Origin of the sequence: Actinosynnema sp. NPDC002837, assembly GCF_040295345.1 — a bacterium.
Taxonomy (GTDB): domain Bacteria; phylum Actinomycetota; class Actinomycetes; order Mycobacteriales; family Pseudonocardiaceae; genus Actinosynnema.
In genome coordinates this window covers 1-15,758 of record NZ_JBEOVG010000015.1, presented here as the reverse complement: position 1 = coordinate 15,758, position 15,758 = coordinate 1, and the positions used below count along the sequence as shown (strand labels likewise).

16 protein-coding genes and 1 pseudogene are annotated in these 15,758 nt (G+C 71.4%); 6 read left to right on the top strand and 11 right to left on the bottom strand.

The features are described from left to right. Positions 1–60 precede the first annotated feature (60 nt). The 5 genes from ABTZ99_RS13795 to ABTZ99_RS13775 form a co-directional block, all read right to left on the bottom strand. The gene (locus ABTZ99_RS13795; protein ID WP_498779135.1) at positions 61–1,125 is read right to left on the bottom strand and encodes a twin-arginine translocation signal domain-containing protein; all 1,065 of its coding nucleotides are present in this window, start codon (positions 1,123–1,125) and stop codon (positions 61–63) included. Between the two features lie 14 nt (positions 1,126–1,139). Next, positions 1,140–1,943, bottom strand: coding sequence for a hypothetical protein (locus ABTZ99_RS13790; protein WP_498779133.1), 804 nt, complete (start codon positions 1,941–1,943; stop codon positions 1,140–1,142). 94 nt (positions 1,944–2,037) lie between these two features. After that, positions 2,038–2,682 (bottom strand): response regulator, encoded by a 645-nt coding sequence (locus tag ABTZ99_RS13785; RefSeq protein ID WP_499611325.1) that lies wholly within the window; start codon positions 2,680–2,682, stop codon positions 2,038–2,040. Then, positions 2,673–4,433, bottom strand: a complete 1,761-nt coding sequence (locus ABTZ99_RS13780) for a sensor histidine kinase (RefSeq protein ID WP_499611322.1) — start codon at positions 4,431–4,433, stop codon at positions 2,673–2,675. The genes ABTZ99_RS13785 and ABTZ99_RS13780 overlap by 10 nt, the downstream gene beginning before the upstream one ends. Then, positions 4,433–4,789, bottom strand: coding sequence for a response regulator (locus ABTZ99_RS13775; RefSeq protein ID WP_499611319.1), 357 nt, complete (start codon positions 4,787–4,789; stop codon positions 4,433–4,435). The genes ABTZ99_RS13780 and ABTZ99_RS13775 overlap by 1 nt, the downstream gene beginning before the upstream one ends. Before the next feature lie 555 nt (positions 4,790–5,344). Between ABTZ99_RS13775 and ABTZ99_RS13770 the strand changes: the two genes are divergently transcribed. Continuing rightward, positions 5,345–6,520, top strand: coding sequence for a glycoside hydrolase family 27 protein (locus tag ABTZ99_RS13770; RefSeq protein ID WP_498779126.1), 1,176 nt, complete (start codon positions 5,345–5,347; stop codon positions 6,518–6,520). Here ABTZ99_RS13770 and ABTZ99_RS13765 read toward each other — a convergent pair. From ABTZ99_RS13765 to ABTZ99_RS13750, 4 genes are read right to left on the bottom strand one after another with little or no spacing between them, the layout of a single operon-like run. Beyond that, positions 6,499–7,860: a glycosyltransferase family 2 protein gene (locus tag ABTZ99_RS13765; RefSeq protein ID WP_499611316.1), complete on the bottom strand. Its 1,362-nt coding sequence runs from the start codon at positions 7,858–7,860 to the stop codon at positions 6,499–6,501. The two genes, ABTZ99_RS13770 and ABTZ99_RS13765, sit on opposite strands and share 22 nt — an antisense overlap. 52 nt (positions 7,861–7,912) lie before the next feature. Further along, positions 7,913–8,392 (bottom strand): GtrA family protein, encoded by a 480-nt coding sequence (locus ABTZ99_RS13760; protein WP_499611314.1) that lies wholly within the window; start codon positions 8,390–8,392, stop codon positions 7,913–7,915. Beyond that, a complete protein-coding gene (locus tag ABTZ99_RS13755; RefSeq protein ID WP_499611311.1) occupies positions 8,389–9,414 on the bottom strand; it encodes a glycosyltransferase family 2 protein in 1,026 nt (341 codons plus the stop codon). The genes ABTZ99_RS13760 and ABTZ99_RS13755 overlap by 4 nt, the downstream gene beginning before the upstream one ends. Then, entirely contained in the window at positions 9,411–10,970 is a 1,560-nt protein-coding gene (locus ABTZ99_RS13750) for a hypothetical protein (protein WP_499611308.1), read from the bottom strand. The genes ABTZ99_RS13755 and ABTZ99_RS13750 overlap by 4 nt, the downstream gene beginning before the upstream one ends. A gap of 67 nt (positions 10,971–11,037) precedes the next feature. On the opposite strand from ABTZ99_RS13750, the gene ABTZ99_RS13745 reads away from it, so the two are divergent. Together ABTZ99_RS13745 and ABTZ99_RS13740 are read left to right on the top strand one after the other, a co-directional pair. Further along, positions 11,038–11,793 carry a hypothetical protein gene (locus ABTZ99_RS13745; RefSeq protein WP_499611305.1) on the top strand — a complete coding sequence of 252 codons (756 nt, stop codon included), beginning with the start codon at positions 11,038–11,040 and terminating at the stop codon, positions 11,791–11,793. Positions 11,794–11,857: 64 nt separating this feature from the next. Further along, positions 11,858–11,980, top strand: a complete 123-nt coding sequence (locus ABTZ99_RS13740) for a hypothetical protein (RefSeq protein WP_498779116.1) — start codon at positions 11,858–11,860, stop codon at positions 11,978–11,980. Here the strand turns inward: ABTZ99_RS13740 and ABTZ99_RS13735 are convergent. Both ABTZ99_RS13735 and ABTZ99_RS13730 read right to left on the bottom strand, forming a co-directional pair. Next, positions 11,970–12,107, bottom strand: a complete 138-nt coding sequence (locus ABTZ99_RS13735) for a hypothetical protein (protein WP_498779143.1) — start codon at positions 12,105–12,107, stop codon at positions 11,970–11,972. The two genes, ABTZ99_RS13740 and ABTZ99_RS13735, sit on opposite strands and share 11 nt — an antisense overlap. Before the next feature lie 42 nt (positions 12,108–12,149). Then, positions 12,150–12,356: pseudogene (locus ABTZ99_RS13730) on the bottom strand (hypothetical protein); the annotation flags it as partial. Between the two features lie 114 nt (positions 12,357–12,470). Here ABTZ99_RS13730 and ABTZ99_RS13725 point away from each other — a divergent pair. From ABTZ99_RS13725 to ABTZ99_RS13715, 3 genes are all read left to right on the top strand, one after another. Next, complete coding sequence (locus ABTZ99_RS13725) at positions 12,471–13,166, top strand: PLP-dependent aminotransferase family protein (RefSeq protein ID WP_498779114.1); 696 nt, start codon at positions 12,471–12,473, stop codon at positions 13,164–13,166. A 184-nt stretch (positions 13,167–13,350) separates the two neighbouring features. Then, on the top strand, positions 13,351–14,106 hold the full coding sequence (locus ABTZ99_RS13720) for a class I SAM-dependent methyltransferase (RefSeq protein ID WP_498779112.1): 756 nt from the start codon (positions 13,351–13,353) through the stop codon (positions 14,104–14,106). A gap of 456 nt (positions 14,107–14,562) precedes the next feature. Continuing rightward, positions 14,563–15,696: a hypothetical protein gene (locus tag ABTZ99_RS13715; protein ID WP_498779110.1), complete on the top strand. Its 1,134-nt coding sequence runs from the start codon at positions 14,563–14,565 to the stop codon at positions 15,694–15,696. Positions 15,697–15,758 lie beyond the last annotated feature (62 nt).

Sequence of the window (15,758 nt, the reverse complement as noted above, 5' to 3'; positions counted from 1 at the left end):
TCAATGGGTGGCGGCAGACCCGAGCCGGCTCGCCGGATTCGAACGGGACCGATGGAGGTGTCAGGCGAGTGCGGTGAACGCCATGACGTACTGCCAACTGGCACCGGGGTCGTGGCCGCCACCCGCCGGGCAGACGCCGGCCGTGGGGTTGCCCGCGAAGTACAGGCCGCCGCACTTCGAGCACGATCGCCAGCCCGCCTGCTTGCTGACGTTGACGCCGTCGTTGACGAACACCGTGTAGTCGGAGCTGCCCGCCCAGTTGTGCCCACCACCCAGCGGGCACCGGCCCGCCCAGCCGCCGAAGAAGAGACCCTGGCACCGGTTGCACCACCGCCAGTTCGACTGGACGTTGATCGGTCGCGGTTCCACGTAGTTGGTCATGAAGTAGTTGGCGCTGCCACCCGAGTTGTGCCCGCCACCGGCCGGGCAGGCACCGGTCGTGTTGTTGCCGCCGAAGAAGAGGCCCTGGCAGCGATTGCACCACCGCCAGTTCCGCTGCGGCCCCACGGGGTTCCAGCCGGGGTTCGTCGTGGAGTAGTCGGGGCCGCCCTCGCTGTCGATGTTCTCCTTGAACCTGTGGTGCCACGGCCGGCCGCTGCCGGAGAACATCAGCGCGAACCGGCTCACGGGGATCGTTCCGGTGAAGGCGGGGTCGCCGACGTCGTCACCCCTGGGGTGGAAGATCGAGATATCGGCCATGTCCCAGTTGTCCGGCGACCAGACGTGGTTGGGCGTCCAGTGCAGGTGCACGCTCTGGACGTTCTCCGCCAGCACCGGCTTGGCACCGGCCCGCGCGAAGGACAACCACTTGTCGTGCACCGTCCACGGTGCCCAGCCCTCGTCCCCGCCGTTGAGCTGCCCGGTGATCGTGGTGCGCCCGGCAAAGCTGCTGATCACCACCGACGCGGTGATCGCGCTGGCGGGTTCGAGTCCCTCCGGGCCGCGCAGGTCGTCCCCGCCGGTGCCGAGGCGGAAGGCGAGGCCGTTGACGGGCACACCCCTCATGGCGGTCTGCCACGACGCGGAACCGAAGTCACCGCCGAGCGCGGTGCCGGTCCTGGCCAGGGCGAGCGTGCCGCCCGCGACGGCTGCGCCCTTGAGCAGGTGGCGACGGGACAGGGCCATGGGGCTCCTCCTGATCACTTGTGCCAGACGGTGTAGGTGATGGCGAGCGGCTGGTCGCCGGTGGGGATGGCGGTGACCTGGACGGCCACCACGTTGTCCTCGGCGGTGCGGGCGCACACCCACGCCCCGGGGCTCATCGGACCGATCGCGACCTGGTCGTAACCGCGCCGGGCCAGCTCGTCGGCGCACGCGGCGGCATCGGGTTGGCCGGTGATCGGCGCGATGGGCTGCTCACCGCCGCCGGCGGTCCACAGCTCCCGGTAGCCGCCGACGTACCAGAGGTCGCTCGCCCCTGGCTTGACCTCGCCGATCACGCCGGTCTCCACGTCGAGGTAGTCCTGGTCGCGCAGGGACGCGGTCCCGGTGCGCACGACCTCGCCGGACCCGGCGGTGGTGACCGGTGCAGTCGACGCCGAACCGGGAGTGGCGGCGCCCGTCGACGTGGACGCGGTCGTGGTCGGGTGCGCCTTCGTGGTCGCGGCGGTGGTGGACGGCGGCGTGGTGGTGCCCCCACCCGTCCAGTAGGCCTGGACCGCGGCGCCGGCCATGCCCGCCCCGATCGCGATCACCAGCGCCATCGCCGCCGCGCCCCGGCCGACCGGGCGTCCGGCGAGCTGGACCAGCCCCAGGAACCCGGCCAGCACGGACAGCAACCCGGCCACGAGCACACCGGAGGCGGAACCGGTCGTGACGAGCTGGGCCACCGCCGCGACGTCGGCCACCGAGCCGAGTCCGGCCAGCGCGGTCGCCCGCCGCGTCACGGCGCGCGACGAGGGCTCGGGCGGCGCGGCCTGCTCTGCCTGGGGTGTGCGGGACATCGCGGCTTCCTTCTGCCCGGCGGGGACGAGCCCGAATCGTGGCAGCGCGGAGGTGGTGCCGGCGTCCCGGAAAACCGTGATGTCCGGGGCCGGGTCAGTTCCCCGGCATCCGGTCCAGGTAGGTCAGCACGGCCAGCACGCGCCGGTTGTCGGCGGCGCCGTCGGGAAGGTCGAGCTTGTGCAGCACGCGCTGGACGTGCGTGCAGACCGTGTTGAGGGAGACGAACAGGCGCTCGGCGATCCCGCGGTCCGTCAGCCCCTGCGCCATCAGCGCCAAGACCTCCCGTTCCCGCTTGGTGAGCGCGCCGAACCGGTCGCCGAGCACGTCCTCGATCACGGCCGCGTCGATCACCACCTCGCCCGCCGCGAGCCGGGCCAGCGTCGAGTCGAGCTCGGAGGCGTCGAGGACGTGTTCCTTGAGCACGTAGCCGCAGCGCCGTGAGCCGGTGAGGTCGAGCAGCGCGGTGGCGTAGCCGGGCTCGGCGTACTGCGACAGCAGGAGCAGCGGCAGGTCCGGTTGTCGGCGGCGCAGGGCACCGGCCAGCCGCAGTCCCTCGTCGGTGTACGTGGGCGGCATCTTGATGTCGAGGATGACGAGGTCGGGCGACGTGGCCTGGACCAGCGCCGGCACGTCGTCGGCCTGCCCGGCGATGCCGACCACGGTGTGCCCGTGGGCGGTCAGCACCCGGGCCAGACCCTCCCGGATCAGCCAGGCGTCGTCCACGATGACTAGTCGCACGTCAGCTCCACGATCAGCCGGGTTCCGGTCGGGGCGGCGTCCGCGATGGACAGCGTGCCGTCGAACGCCGCCACCCGGTCGGCGAGGCCGCGCAGCCCGCTGCCCGCCCGGGTGTCCGCGCCGTTGCCGTCGGCCACCTCGCGCCCCGCGCCGCCGATGCCGTCGTCCACCACTTCGACCCGCAACACGTCGGCCCGCAGGGAGAGCCGGACGCGCGCCCGGGTCGCGTGCGCGTGCTTGACGACGTTGTTCAACGCCTCGCTGACCACGAAGTAGGCTGCCGTCTCCACCGGCTGCGGCACCCGGTGGGGCAGTGCGTCGTCCACCGCGACCGGGAGCGGCTGGCGTCGCGCCAACGCGCGCACGGCGGCGGACAGACCCTGCTCGGTCAACACCGCCGGGTGAATGCCGCGGGCCAGCTCGCGCAGCTCGGAGATGGCGTCGGCCAGCTCGCGGTGCGCCTCCTCCAACGCCTCGGTGACGGCCCGGTCGGTGGGGTCGAGCTGCTGCTGGAGCAGCCGCAACGCGATGCCCACGGCCAGGATCCGTTGCTGTGCCCCGTCGTGCAGGTCCCGTTCGAGCCGTCTGCGCTCGGCGGCGGCGGCTTCCACGATGCGCCGCCGGGACGCCCGGGCCTCGGCGAGCTGCTGCCGCACGACGGCGTGCAGGCGGGCGTTGTCCAGGGCGAGGCGGGTCGCGACGGACGCGGCCCGCACCAGCTTCGGCTCGTCGTTCAGCGCCGGGTCGTGCAGGAGCAGCCCGATCGGCGGGTCGCCCCCGATGGGCAGCACGGCCCGGTCGTTGTCGATGGGCACGTGCTCGCCGTGCTCGTCGACGTACCGGCCGTCCTGCGAGAACACCAGCCGCAGCGTCGGGTCGCGCAGGGCCTCGCGCAGCGCGGGCTGCAACCGCCCGATGGGCGTGTGCTCGACCGCGCGCAGGAAGTCCGTGACCGAGCCGTACCGCAGCCGCTCGCGCAGCAGGCCGAGCAGGAACGCGCCGGGCATGGTCAGCACGGCGAGGTAGGGCAACGCGTCCGACAACGGGTTGGCCGCGGGCACCGAGCCGACCACGACCAGCACCATGGTCAGCGCGAACAACGTGATCACGATGAAACCGCAGGTCAGCGGGTACGCCAGAGTCTTGCGCCTGCCAGGGCTGGCCTGCCGGACCTTGAGACCGAGCAGCACCGGGTAGACCACCGCGAACGCCAGCCAGCCCGCGTTGATCGCGGTGGACGACCCGCCGCCCGCGAAACCGGCCACCGGGTCCGTCCCGGTCCACGGCTGCCCGGTGATCGTCCGGATGGTCGTGACCGCGGCCGCGGCGCCGACGACGGCGGCGTAGGCGTAGAGGGCGGCGACGAACGCGCGGGGCAGCGGTCGGCGCAACCGGCCCTCGGGGTAGGACAGGAGCAGGTGCGCGAACACGACGACCTGGAACGGTTGCGCGGCCCGTGCGACGACGAGGTCGACCGCGGCCCATGTCCGCGTCGTCGAGAGGGCGAAGCCGGCCGGCGCGTCGACCAGCAGGATGAGGCCGAGCAGCTGCATCAGCAGCCCGACCCGCCGGTCGGGGCGGATCACCACCGCGAGCACGCCCACTCCGACCCACACCAGCGGCGAGCCGATCTCCCACACGTACCACAGGGCGGGCTGGCGCCCGGCGGTCGCCGCGAGCACGACGTCGACCACCGCGACGAGACCCGACAGCGCGGACGACGCCCACGACAGGGCGAACGGTCCGACCATCAGCCCTCAGCGAGGAGTTCGGTGAGCCGTTCGACGGTCAACTCGTCCTTGCCGATGAAGCCGCGCACCAGCGCCAATCCGGTGAACTCGCCGAAGTCCTCCCGGTGCCGGCTGGACACGAGCACCACCGCCGGCCGTGCCGGGTCCACTTCCAGCCGGCGCGCGACCTCGAACCCGTCGAGGTCCGGCAGCAGCACGTCGAGCAGGACCAGCTCGGGCGCGGTCGCCGCCGCGAGCAGGAGGGCTTCGTGCCCCGTCCCGGCCTCGGCCACCACGTCAAACCCGCCGGCCCGCAACAGCCGCGCCAGCAGCCGGCGGTACGGGACCTGGTCGTCGACCAGCAGGACGCGCACCATGTCCACACCATCCGGCACCGCCGCGGCGGGCGCGAGGGCTCGGACCGAAGATCACGGATCTCCACGAGTCGGGCACCGGGGCAGGATGCCGGCACGCGCTTCCCGACGCCGGGGGTCCGGGCACGATCACCCCAATGGCGGCTCAGCCGGCGCGGGGCACGACGTCGGAGCCGGCGGCTGGTTTCACCGCGAAGTCTATTGTGGATGGTCGGGAGGTGCGGCACCGACGAGTGCCGTGTGGGGACGGGAAGCTGGCGGCACCTCGGCCGAGGACGAGGTCGGTGGGATGACCACCATCCTCCAACGGGTCGCCGCACGGGTCGGTCCCGCTTCCGGTCGGTGATCGCCGCCCGGCGGATCGGCCGTGCGGACCCGCGCCGGCCGGTCGTGCTGCGCGTACGCCGCGATCCCGGCACGAACGGCCCGCCGCCCACCAGCAGGGACCGTTCCACCGGGGCGGTAATGCCCACGGCACGGTGAAAATCCGAGCCTCGGGTTCCCGCTCCCGGGTGTTCCTGGTTCCATGGAATCCACGTCGTCTTCTCCGGAGGTGTCGTGCGTCGGTCGGTGGCCCAGGTGGCGGTCGCGGGACTGCTGGTGTCCGCGGTCGTCGCGGTGGCACCGCTCGCGGCCCGCTCCGCGTCGGCGGGCCTGGCGCCGACGCCTCCGATGGGCTGGAACTCGTGGAACCGGTTCGGCTGCGACATCGGGGATCGGATGATCCGTGAGACCGCGGACGTGATGGTGGCGTCGGGGATGCGGGACGCCGGCTACACCTACCTGAACCTGGACGACTGCTGGATGGCGCGTGAGCGGGACGAGCGGGGGCTGTTGGTTCCGGACCCGGCGAAGTTCCCCGACGGCCTCAAGCCGGTGGCGGACTACGTGCACGAGCGCGGGTTGAAGTTCGGCGTCTACGCCGACGCGGGGTCGAAGACGTGCGCGGGCTACCCCGGCAGCCTCGGGCACGAGCAGGTCGACGCGCGCAGCTTCGCCGAGTGGGGGGTCGACTACCTCAAGTACGACAACTGCAACAACGACGGCAGCCCGGCGGCCGAGCGGTACGGGAAGATGGGGCGCGCGCTGCGCGAGTCGGGCAGGCCGATCGTGCTCGGCATCTGCGAGTGGGGGCACGAGCGCCCGTGGGAGGGCTGGGGCCGCCAGGCGGGCGGTCACCTGTGGCGCACGACCCGCGACATCGCCGACACCTGGGCGAGCTGGACGGCGTTGCTGGACCTGCAGGTCGGGCTGGAGGAGCACTCGGGGCCCAACGGCTGGAACGACCCGGACATGCTCGAGGTCGGCAACGGCGGCATGACCGGGCACGAGTACCGGGCGCACTTCACCATGTGGGCGCTGCTGAACGCGCCGTTGATCGCGGGCAACGACCTGAGGGTGATGGACCCGGCGACCAGGGAGATCTTGCTCAACCGCGACCTCATCGCGGTGAACCAGGACTGGGGCGGGCGGCAGGGGCACCGGCTGCGCGACGACGGCGAGCAGGAGGTGTGGGCGAAGCCGATGTCGGACGGGTCGGCCGCGGTGGTGCTGTTCAACCGGGCGTCGGCCGAGCGCGAGATGGGCACCACCGCCGCCGCGATCGGCCTGCCGTCCGCGGCGGAGTACCGGGTGTTCGACCTGTGGACCAAGGCGGAGACGTCGACGAGCGACGAGCTGCGCGCCCGCGTGCCCGCCCACTCGGTGGTGGCCTACCGGATCTGGTTGGCGTGAACGCGGTCGGCCTGGTGATCGCCGACCAGGCCGTGCCGCGTGAGTTCCCAGTGGTGGCGCTTGTCGGGGCGCAGGAGCTGGACCAGCGCCTTGTACGCGGCGACGCTCATCAGCGCCCAGTACAGGGGGACGGTGAGCATGGTCGGCACGGCGCGGTGCAGGCCGCGTTCCATGCACCCGGCCATGAACTGGTACAGCACGGCGAGGTTGCCGCCCAGCATGGCGGCCGTGCCCGCGTAGAGCACCGCCGGTGGGAACAGCGGCTCGATCCGCTCCGGTCCCGCCACCAGGTACAGGCACGTCAGCGACCAGAACAGCGGGTTGACCGGCGTGGTGACGGTGGTGAAGCCGAACGTCAGCTGGAAGCCGACGAACCCCCGCGGCCCCAGCTCCCGCAGCAGCCGCCACGGGTTGCGCATGTGCACCAGCCAGGTCTGGCAGTAGCCCTTGATCCAGCGGCTGCGCTGGCGGATCCAGTTGCCCAGCTCGCTGTTGGCCTCCTCGTAGGTGACCGAGTCGAAGATCCGCACGTCCCAGCCGCGGCGCGCGATGCGCACGCCCAGGTCGGCGTCCTCGGTGACGTTGTGCGGGTCCCAGCCGCCGAGCGCACGCAGGGCGTCGACCCGGAAGTGGTTGGACGTCCCGCCGAGCGGGATCGGCAGCCCGAAGCGGTCCAGCCCGCGCAGCGCCAAGGCGAAGGTCAACGCGTACTCGGCGGCGAAGTTGCGGGTCAGCCAGTTCGTCCAGGGGTTCCAGTAGGCCAGCTCGGCCTGCACGCACACGACCCGGTCGGGTTGCGCCTCGAACGCGGCCGCCGCTTTGCGCAGCTGGTCGACCTCGGGTCGGTCCTCCGCATCGTAGATCACGCACAGCTCGCCGGTGGCGCGGGCCAGGCCCGCGTTGCACGCGTTGGGCTTGGTGCGCGGACCGCCCTCGGGCACGAGCACCACCTCGAACTCCGGCGGCAGCTCCAGGCGGTCCAGCGCCGGGCGGGTGATGTCGTCGTCCTGTTCGACCAGCAGCAGCACCTGCAGCCGGTGAGCGGGGTAGTCGAGCCGGTGGACGGTGTCGACCAGGCCCGCCAGCACCACCTCCTCCCGGTGCAGGGGGAGGAGCACGGTGTAGGGCGGCAGGTGCTGCGCGGCGGTCAGGTCCTCGGCGCGCACCCGGATGATCCGCGCGCCGGGACCGGCGGCCACCAGCAGGCACCGGAAGCAGATCACCACCACGTAGACGACCGTCGTCGCGGTCACGAACGCCTGCGCCCACCACAGCGGTCGGGGTGCGGTCGTGGTGAAGGTCCCGGCCAGGAGCGCGCACGCCAGGACGGCGGATGTCACCGCGAGCGCGATCGCCTGTCCGCGGCCGAGGAGCCGGAAGGCGCTGTACCGCTCAGGAAGGACGGGACGGCCCGCCCGGTGTCGTGGAGACCTGGTCGTCATGCGTGCTGTGGCTCCCTTCTCCGACCGGTCGCCGAGGGCGGAAGACGACCTTGCGGTACAGGACGTAGTTCCACACCAGCCCGACCGCCAGGCCCGCCAGCTTGGGTCCCGTGACCGCGGTCAGGGATCCCGGACCGGCGAACAGGTGCCCGGTCCCGGTGATCACCAGCGGTTGGACGACCCACAGCCCGGACGTCGTGCACAGGACGAACAGCGCGAGCTGGGCGCGCAGGTCGCCGGACCGGGCGTGGAAGGTGAACGACCGGTTGAGCGCGAAGCTCACCACCATGCCCGTCGAGGTGGAGATCAGATTCGCCGCGAGCAGGGGTACGCCCGCCAGCGCGAGCCAGGTGTAGCCGAGGAGGTCCACGAGGGTGTTCACGACACCGACCACGCCGAAGCGCAGGCGGGTGGCGGTGCTCGGCTTCACCGGTTCAGGACCCGGTCGTCCGACTGCGCGCCCCGGTCCGGCGTGGTCTGCGCCGGTGCGCGTCGACCGGCGGCCGTGCGCACCGATGAGACGGTGTAGAGCGGTCGCCCTTGGGCTTCGGCGTAGGTCCGGCCGATGTAGCTGCCCAGCACACCCTGCATGGTGATCTGCACACCGCTGAGGAAGAACATCGCGATGGCGGTGAACGCCCACCCGGGCACCGCGGTCTCGGGCGCCAGGACCTTCACCCCGACCGTGTAGAGGATGCCGAGGAAGCTCAGCAGGGAGATGCCGTACCCGAGCCGGCTGATCAGCTTGAGCGGGGCGACGGAGAAGCCGAGGAGGCCGTCGGCGGCCAGTCGGAGCATCTTGCCCAGGGGGTAGCCGGTGGTGCCCGCGTGCCGCTCGTCGCGGTCGAACAGCACCCCGGTCTGGCGGAAGCCGATGTAGCTGACCAGGCCGCGCAGGAACCGGTCGCGCTCGCGGAACCGGCGCAGCTCGTCGACCACCTTGCGGTCCAGTAGCCGGAAGTCGCCGGTGTCGCGCGGGATGTCGACTGAGGCGATCTTGCGCAGCACCCAGTAGAACGCGCTCGCGGTGACCTTCTTGAACGTCGAGTCGCCGCGGGAGCGGCGTTGCGCGTACACCACCTCGTAGCCCTGCCGCCACTTCTCGATCAGGTCCAGGCTCACCCGCGGCGGGTCCTGCAAGTCACTGTCCATGATGATCACGGCGTCGGCGTCCGCGAGGTCCAAGCCCGCGGTGACCGCGGTCTGGTGGCCGAAGTTGCGCGCCAGCTCGATCACGGTGACGCGGTCGTCCCCGTCGGCCAGCGCCTGCAGGCGGCTCGCGGAGTCGTCCTTGCTGCCGTCGTCCACGTAGATGAACGTGAAGTCGTAGCGGTCGGCGAGCGGCTGCGTCACCCGGCACACCGTCAGGTGCAGCAGCTCGATGTTCTCCGCCTCGTTGTAGACCGGGAAGACGTAGGCGATGGTCTGCCGCCCCGCTCGGGGATCGCTCATGGGGTGTGCCGCCCCGGTACTCCGGCCTCGACGCGCCGGTAGAAGATGTGGTGGTCATCGGCATAGGCCGGCTCGTACTCGTCGTGCATCAGCGGGCTGTCGTGCAGGCGTCGCCACACCTCGTCCTCACCGCCGGGCGTGCGACGCAGGTGGATCCAGCGGATCCCCTGCCCCACGGGGTCGTGGAGCGCGGCCTCCCACTGGCGGAAGCTGCCCTCGTAGACCACCTGGTCCGCGGGCACCCGGGACTTGAAGCTGACGGTTTCGTTGCTCCACGACTGCATCAGCACCCGACCGCCGTCGTAGTGCTCGCGCAGCCAAGCCGCGGCTTGGGCGTTGACGCGTTCGGCGGCGCTCGTGCGGAAGGCGCCGGCCTCGTTCAGCGTCGCCGTTCCGGTCAGTGCGTGGTGAGCGCAGCCCACCAGCGCCGCGACCGCGGGCAGGGATCGGAGCAGCGCCCGGTCCGCCAGCACGACGAGGTAGCCGGTGAACACCGCGGCGGGCAGCACCATGACGAGCGCGAACCGGACGTTGTAGAGGTCGCCGCCGATCTCGGGCACGTGCAGCGGTCGTTGTCCGGAGTGGAGCGCGCCGACGAAGAACGGCAGGAACACCAGCAGCGGCAACGGCGCCAGTGCTTCGTCGCGCAACCTGGTCCGCCAGGCGAAGCAGACCAGTCCGGCCCCGGACAGCACCAGCACCACCGGGCCGAGGTCGTACCGCATGGCGTGCAGGTAGGTCCACAGCGACGCGGCCCAGTCACCGACCGCCGCCTCGTCCGCGTGGACCCACAGCGCGGGCTTGGCGAACTCGCCGCGCACGAAGTTCAGCGGGTCGCCGAAGATCGCGGCGTTCCACACCGCCCAGCCGACCGCGCCGCTGACCGCCAGGCAGCAGAAGAACACCAGGTCGGCCCGCACGAGTGCCGACCGGTCCGGCTTCGTCCTCGACCGCCGCCGGGAACACACCCCGACGACCACCGCCACGGCCGCCAGGAAAGCCCACCCCTCGTAACGCACCAGCGTCGCGCCGAGGACGGCGACGGCGGTCGCGAGCAGGTGGCGGTAGCCGTCGTCCCGGCACCAGCGCAGCAGGTGCCAGGTCGCGGCGGCCAGGCACGCCAGCAGCAGCGCTTCCGTCATCGGCGTGCTCTGCAGGTACAGGACGTTGGGGTTGGCGCAGAACACCAGCGCCGTCGTCATCCCGCCGCCGCGCCGCCCGGTGAGCGCGAGGCCGATGCGGTACAGCCAGCCCGCCGCGGCGACGTAGGCGCACATCGACATCGCGCTCGGCAGCACGCCCGCGTGGTACCAGGACTCGTCCACGACGAGCGGCAGTGCCAGCAGGTGCGACAGCGGCAACCAGACCCCGCCGAGCTGGGCGGCGCCCGGCGTGGACCCGTCGAGCACCCGGCGGGTGATCAGCAAGTGCGACACCGCGTCCGGATACGCCAGCGTCATCCCCTTCGAGGCCACCACGGCGCACGCGCCCACCGACAGCACCACCGCGGCCAGCACCACCGCGCGCAGCACCGGGTCGCGGGGCGTGCCGGCCACGCGGCGGACCGGACCCGGGCGGAGCAAGCCCTTCCCGGACGTCGGGCAGGCCCGTGAGCGGGCCACCGTGGTCGCCGTCCGGCACGTGCCGGACGGGGACGGTCAGGATCCTCGCGTCACGCCGGCGCAGCTCGGCGAGCAGTTCCACCCGCGCCGACCGCGCGGTCAGGTCCAGGTCGGTCAGCGTGCGCCGGTCGACGAGGTGACAAGCCGAACCCGGGCGGCGACGGCGAGGCAGGACCAGGCACACTACCGCCCGCAGCCACGACATCCCGCGCCGCGGCAGGTCGACGCGGTCGCGCCGGTACCCGACAACGAGGTCGGCCCGTTCCTCGCGCGCCACCGCCAGCAGGGTGGGCAGGTGCGCGGCGGCGAAGCGGCCGTCGGTCAGGAAGATCCGCCGATGATCGGTTTCCGCGAGGGCCGCCGCCAAGGCCGTGCGCGGCAACGCCTCCCCGCCCCGCCGCGGCTCGTGGCGGACCGCCTTGACGCGGTCCGGGTAGCGGTCGGCCAACCCGTCCGCGACGTCCCCGGTGGTGACGGTGCTGTCGTCGGCCAGCACGAGGAGCACGCAGTGCCTCTCACCCACGCGGTCCAACGTGGACACCAGGTCGTCCACCGCCGCGGCCAGGTCGCCCTCGTTCCGCTGAACGGACATGACCACGGTGACGCCCTCGGCGGCGCGCGGCTCGGACGGACCCAGGTGGGGCATGGACCTCGTCACTCCTCGTGGAGAAGACCGATTCGTCGCGGGCGCGGCGGACGCGACCGGCGTCGCGACTGCCAGCCGGCCGTCTTCCCCGACAGAGCATGGGTCCGGTGATCCCGGCCCGCAAGCGGAACGACTCCCTCGTCGGACTGTTGCACCTGTGCAGGTGACAGGCCAAGTGCGCGACCCCGTCGGGCGCGCGATGGCGCGGGTCGCGTGGTCGTACGGACGTCAGGGCCGCGAGGCCGAGGACCGGCGCGGGCAGCGCGAAGTGGAAGCCGGGCACCGGGTCAGGACGTGACGGCCACGCCTTCGGGCCGCTTGCCGACGGCGAACGGGTCGGCGGGCTCGCCGCTCTTGGCGTCGATGACCGACACGGTGCCGGAGCCGGTGTTGGCGACGTCGGCCCGGCCACCGGGGCGAGACATCGAGGGGCGGGTTCCCGACCTTGGTGGTCCTGATCGGTTGTTGCCGGCGGTGTCGATCACGGAGACGGTGTTGGACGACTCGTCGGTGACGTAGACGCGGTGCCCGGCCGTGGGCGGGTTCCCGGCCCGATGAGGCGGAAACGGGCCCCTGCGCGGTTCACCCGGTCGCGCTTCACCCGTTTCTGCGGGCGGTCCGGTACGACGTTTCCCCGTGAAAGGGAATCGTCCACCCGGAAACGGTACTCGCACATCGAGAACGCGAGTTGTGGCACCGACGGAGTGCTCGTACCGTCGGACGCGGGGAAGCGCCGACAAGCTCGTGGTGACCACCCCGAACACACCCGCCGCGCGAAGAGAGCCACCATGCTCACACCTGCGGAGTTGCGAATACCGGAGCACAGCGCCGGCGGCACGGAAGACGGCGACGTGGAGCTGCTGCGGCGGTTCGCCGAGTCGGTCCGGAAGCGGCAGGAAACGATGCTCGGGTTCCCGGTGAACCTCGATTTCGACTACGGCGTTCTGGCCGATTTCCTGTCGCTGCACCTCAACAACGCCGGCAGTCCCGGCCAGAGCAGCGAGTACGGGTTGGATTCCAAGCCGTTCGAGGACGCCGTCGTCGCCTTCTTCGCCGATCTCGCGGCCGGCGTACCGGGGGAGGTCTCGGGGCACGTGGCGCACGGTGGCACGGAGGCCAACCTGTTCGCCGCCTACGTCGGCCGGGAGCGGTACCCGGACGCGGTGCTGTACGCCTCGGCGGAAGCGCACTACTCCGTCCCCAAGATCGCCCGGATGCTGCGCCTGCCGCACGTGCCGGTCGACACCGGTGCGGACGGCGCCCTGGGCCTGGACGCCCTGGCCCGCGAACTGGGGCAGCGGTCGGACCGGGCCGCCCTCGTGATCGCCACGATCGGCAGCACCGGCCGCGGTTGGCTGGGTGAGATCGAGGGGGTCGACCTCACGCTCCAGTGCCTGCGCGACAAGCGTGCCGACGCGCTGCGGCTCACCCGGATCACCCGCCAGGTCGACCTCGGCATGCCCGTCGTCGGCACAGTCCAATAACCGAGCCAGACCGATCGTCCCCGGCTGGCCAAGTCCTGCCGGGGACGATCCGCCTGAGAGCTGGCGAAGCGCCCTCAGCGGCATGCGCGGACGCGTTGCCCTTGCGAAAACCATTGGTGACCGACTTGCCCCGCTGATGTACTGATGACCACCGTGAGTCTGCCGCGTGACGGAGGTAGTAGTTGTGAGTGGCTATAACGCGCTTGCCGAGGTGTACGAGTGGCTCATCTCAGATGCAAAGCTGGCTCCGGCCGAGTTCGCTTCGTCGTTCGATGACGTCCTCAGTCTCCTGCCGTCGAACGCGCACGTCCTCGATTGTTCGTGCGGAACCGGACAGTTGGCGGTTGGCCTCGCCGGTCTTGGCATGCACGTTGTCGCAACTGACGCCAGCGAAGCGATGGTTCGTCGGACTGCGGAGTTGTCTGAGGAGTTCAGGGCATCTGTCCGGACAGTGCGGGCGGACTGGCATGAGTTGCCCGACCATTTCGATGACGACACCTTCGACATGGTGTTCTGCGTTGGCAACTCGCTGCACCATGCCGAGGGCGCGCGAGGCAGAGTTGCTGCTCTGGAGTCGATGTCACGGCTTCTGCGCCATGGCGGGCGCTTGGTACTCACCTCCCGCACTTGGGAACTCGTGAGGGCCAGAGGTTCCCGACTGGACATCAGTGACCGACTCGTCCGCCGGAACGGTCGCGATGCCGTCGTGGTCTACCGCTGGGACATTGCGCCGAACTGGGAGGACGAGCACCACATCGAGATTGCGATCGCGCAAGTGGATACGGCTGGGTCGGTTATTGCCCGCTCGGAACTGCTGTCGAGCTGGCCGTACCGATACGAAGAACTCGAAGTCGAGTTGCACCGGGTCGGACTCCAGACGGAAATGAGCACGTTTAACCTTGAGGCCGAGAACTACATGGTGGTGGCGAGCAAGGTATAGACAACGGGCTCTCAGTCCGTAGCCGGACCGCGCGGTTGCAACCAGGAGGCTTGCGTCCTCTTATCGGCTACTTCAGGACGTTGTGCTGTCCTCTGACGGCACGGACGTACCGCGGGTACGAAGGCGAGACGCGGGCTCCTTGAGCAACTGAACCGATCAACCCGGTGTGTCCTCTTGCTTGGTGCAGAGAAGTTTTCACAACGTCAACGGCCGGTTGGTGGACAGGTTTGAAAAGTGGCATCGCCGATATCAGGGCGCCCGACCGGCATTGATCCGACGGTCCTGCGCCGTCGCCCGGCCGAGCGCCGCGTCAGGACTCGGCGATCCGCGAACCTCCGTGCGGCGCAAGGGTTTCCGTGGACCGTTGCGCTGTCCGGCCGTCACCGTCGGGGGCGCGCCGGGGTTACTGTTGATCGATCCAGTACCACTTCAGGACATACTCGCAACGGAGCGATCATGCCCGACTTACGCGCGTCGCTGGCCGTGTTGGCGCTCGCGACAGCCCTGCCACTGGCCACCACTCCCGCGGCGGTCGCGTCCGCCACGCACGTCATCGCCGAACTGGCGGGCGTCGCGGGCCTGCCCGGCAACCCCAGTTACTACCCCACCGGTGTCAACGACCTCGGCCAGGTCGTCGGCAGTGCGCAGGGCAACGCGCCGACGCGCGCGATCCTGTGGTCGCCGCGCGGCGGTGCGACGGATCTCGGCCCCGGTCTGGCCGGCGCGATCAACCAGGCCGGCCAGGTGCTCGGGTTGACCTCCGACGGCGTGCCGGACACGCAGAAGCCGTGGGTCTGGTTCGGCGGTCAGCGGCAGGCCATCTCGCCGCCCGGAGCCGCGTGGGCGCTGGCGCAGGTGATCAACGACGACGGCAGCGTGCCGATGTCGTACGCCACGTCGGCCCGGGGCGAGCAACACGCCACTGTGTGGGACGGGGAGCGGCACCTGGAGCTGCCGGTGGCCGGTGATCACGTGTCGGCGTACGCGATCAACAACGCCGGTGTCGTCGCGACGAGCTACGCCTACGCCTCCTTCCAGGAGTTCGCCGCGCTCCGCTGCACCGACGGCGTGTGCACCGAGCTGGCACCCGGTCCGGGCTACGGCACGTACGGCCCGGAGGCGATCAACGAGGCCGGTGTGATCGTCGCCAACCGGGGCATGGTGGCGCTGCGCTGGGACGGCGAGGAGCTGACCGTCCTGTCGGAGAGCGGCCGGCTCGCCCACGGCGAGCAGTCCCTCAACGAGCGCGGCGACGCGGTCGGCTGGGTGCTGGACAACGGAATGTCCCGCGCGGTGCTGTGGCCGGCCGGCGGCAAGCAGGTCGACCTCGGCGTGCCCGCGCCGTCCGTGGCGACCGCGATCAACGAGCGCGGCGACATCCTCGGGCACACCTCGTCGCCGGACCACTCGTCGACCCGCGCGTTCATCTGGCGCGACGGGCAGGTCACCTACCTCGACTCGCTGGGCGGCGCCTACAGCACGCCGGTCGCGATCAACAACCACGGCGTCGTGGTCGGTCGCAGCACCACCGCCGACGGCACCTGGAAGGGCGTCCGCTGGACCCCGGCCACCGCGACCCTGTCGCACTGACGCCCGCCGGGCGGCCCCGCGCGCGCGGGCCCGGGGGGCCCGCCCCGCCCCCCCCCCCCCCC

Excerpts from the sequence above, each read along its gene's own strand:
- ABTZ99_RS13795 (WP_498779135.1), bottom strand. The coding sequence starts at position 1,125 with ATGGCCCTGTCCCGTCGCCACCTGCTCAAGGGCGCAGCCGTCGCGGGC.
- ABTZ99_RS13790 (WP_498779133.1), bottom strand. The coding sequence starts at position 1,943 with ATGTCCCGCACACCCCAGGCAGAGCAGGCCGCGCCGCCCGAGCCCTCG.
- ABTZ99_RS13780 (WP_499611322.1), bottom strand. The coding sequence starts at position 4,433 with ATGGTCGGACCGTTCGCCCTGTCGTGGGCGTCGTCCGCGCTGTCGGGT.
- ABTZ99_RS13775 (WP_499611319.1), bottom strand. The coding sequence starts at position 4,789 with ATGGTGCGCGTCCTGCTGGTCGACGACCAGGTCCCGTACCGCCGGCTG.
- ABTZ99_RS13755 (WP_499611311.1), bottom strand. The coding sequence starts at position 9,414 with ATGAGCGATCCCCGAGCGGGGCGGCAGACCATCGCCTACGTCTTCCCG.
- ABTZ99_RS13735 (WP_498779143.1), bottom strand. The coding sequence starts at position 12,107 with ATGTCTCGCCCCGGTGGCCGGGCCGACGTCGCCAACACCGGCTCCGGC.
- ABTZ99_RS13725 (WP_498779114.1), top strand. The coding sequence starts at position 12,471 with ATGCTCACACCTGCGGAGTTGCGAATACCGGAGCACAGCGCCGGCGGC.
- ABTZ99_RS13715 (WP_498779110.1), top strand. The coding sequence starts at position 14,563 with ATGCCCGACTTACGCGCGTCGCTGGCCGTGTTGGCGCTCGCGACAGCC.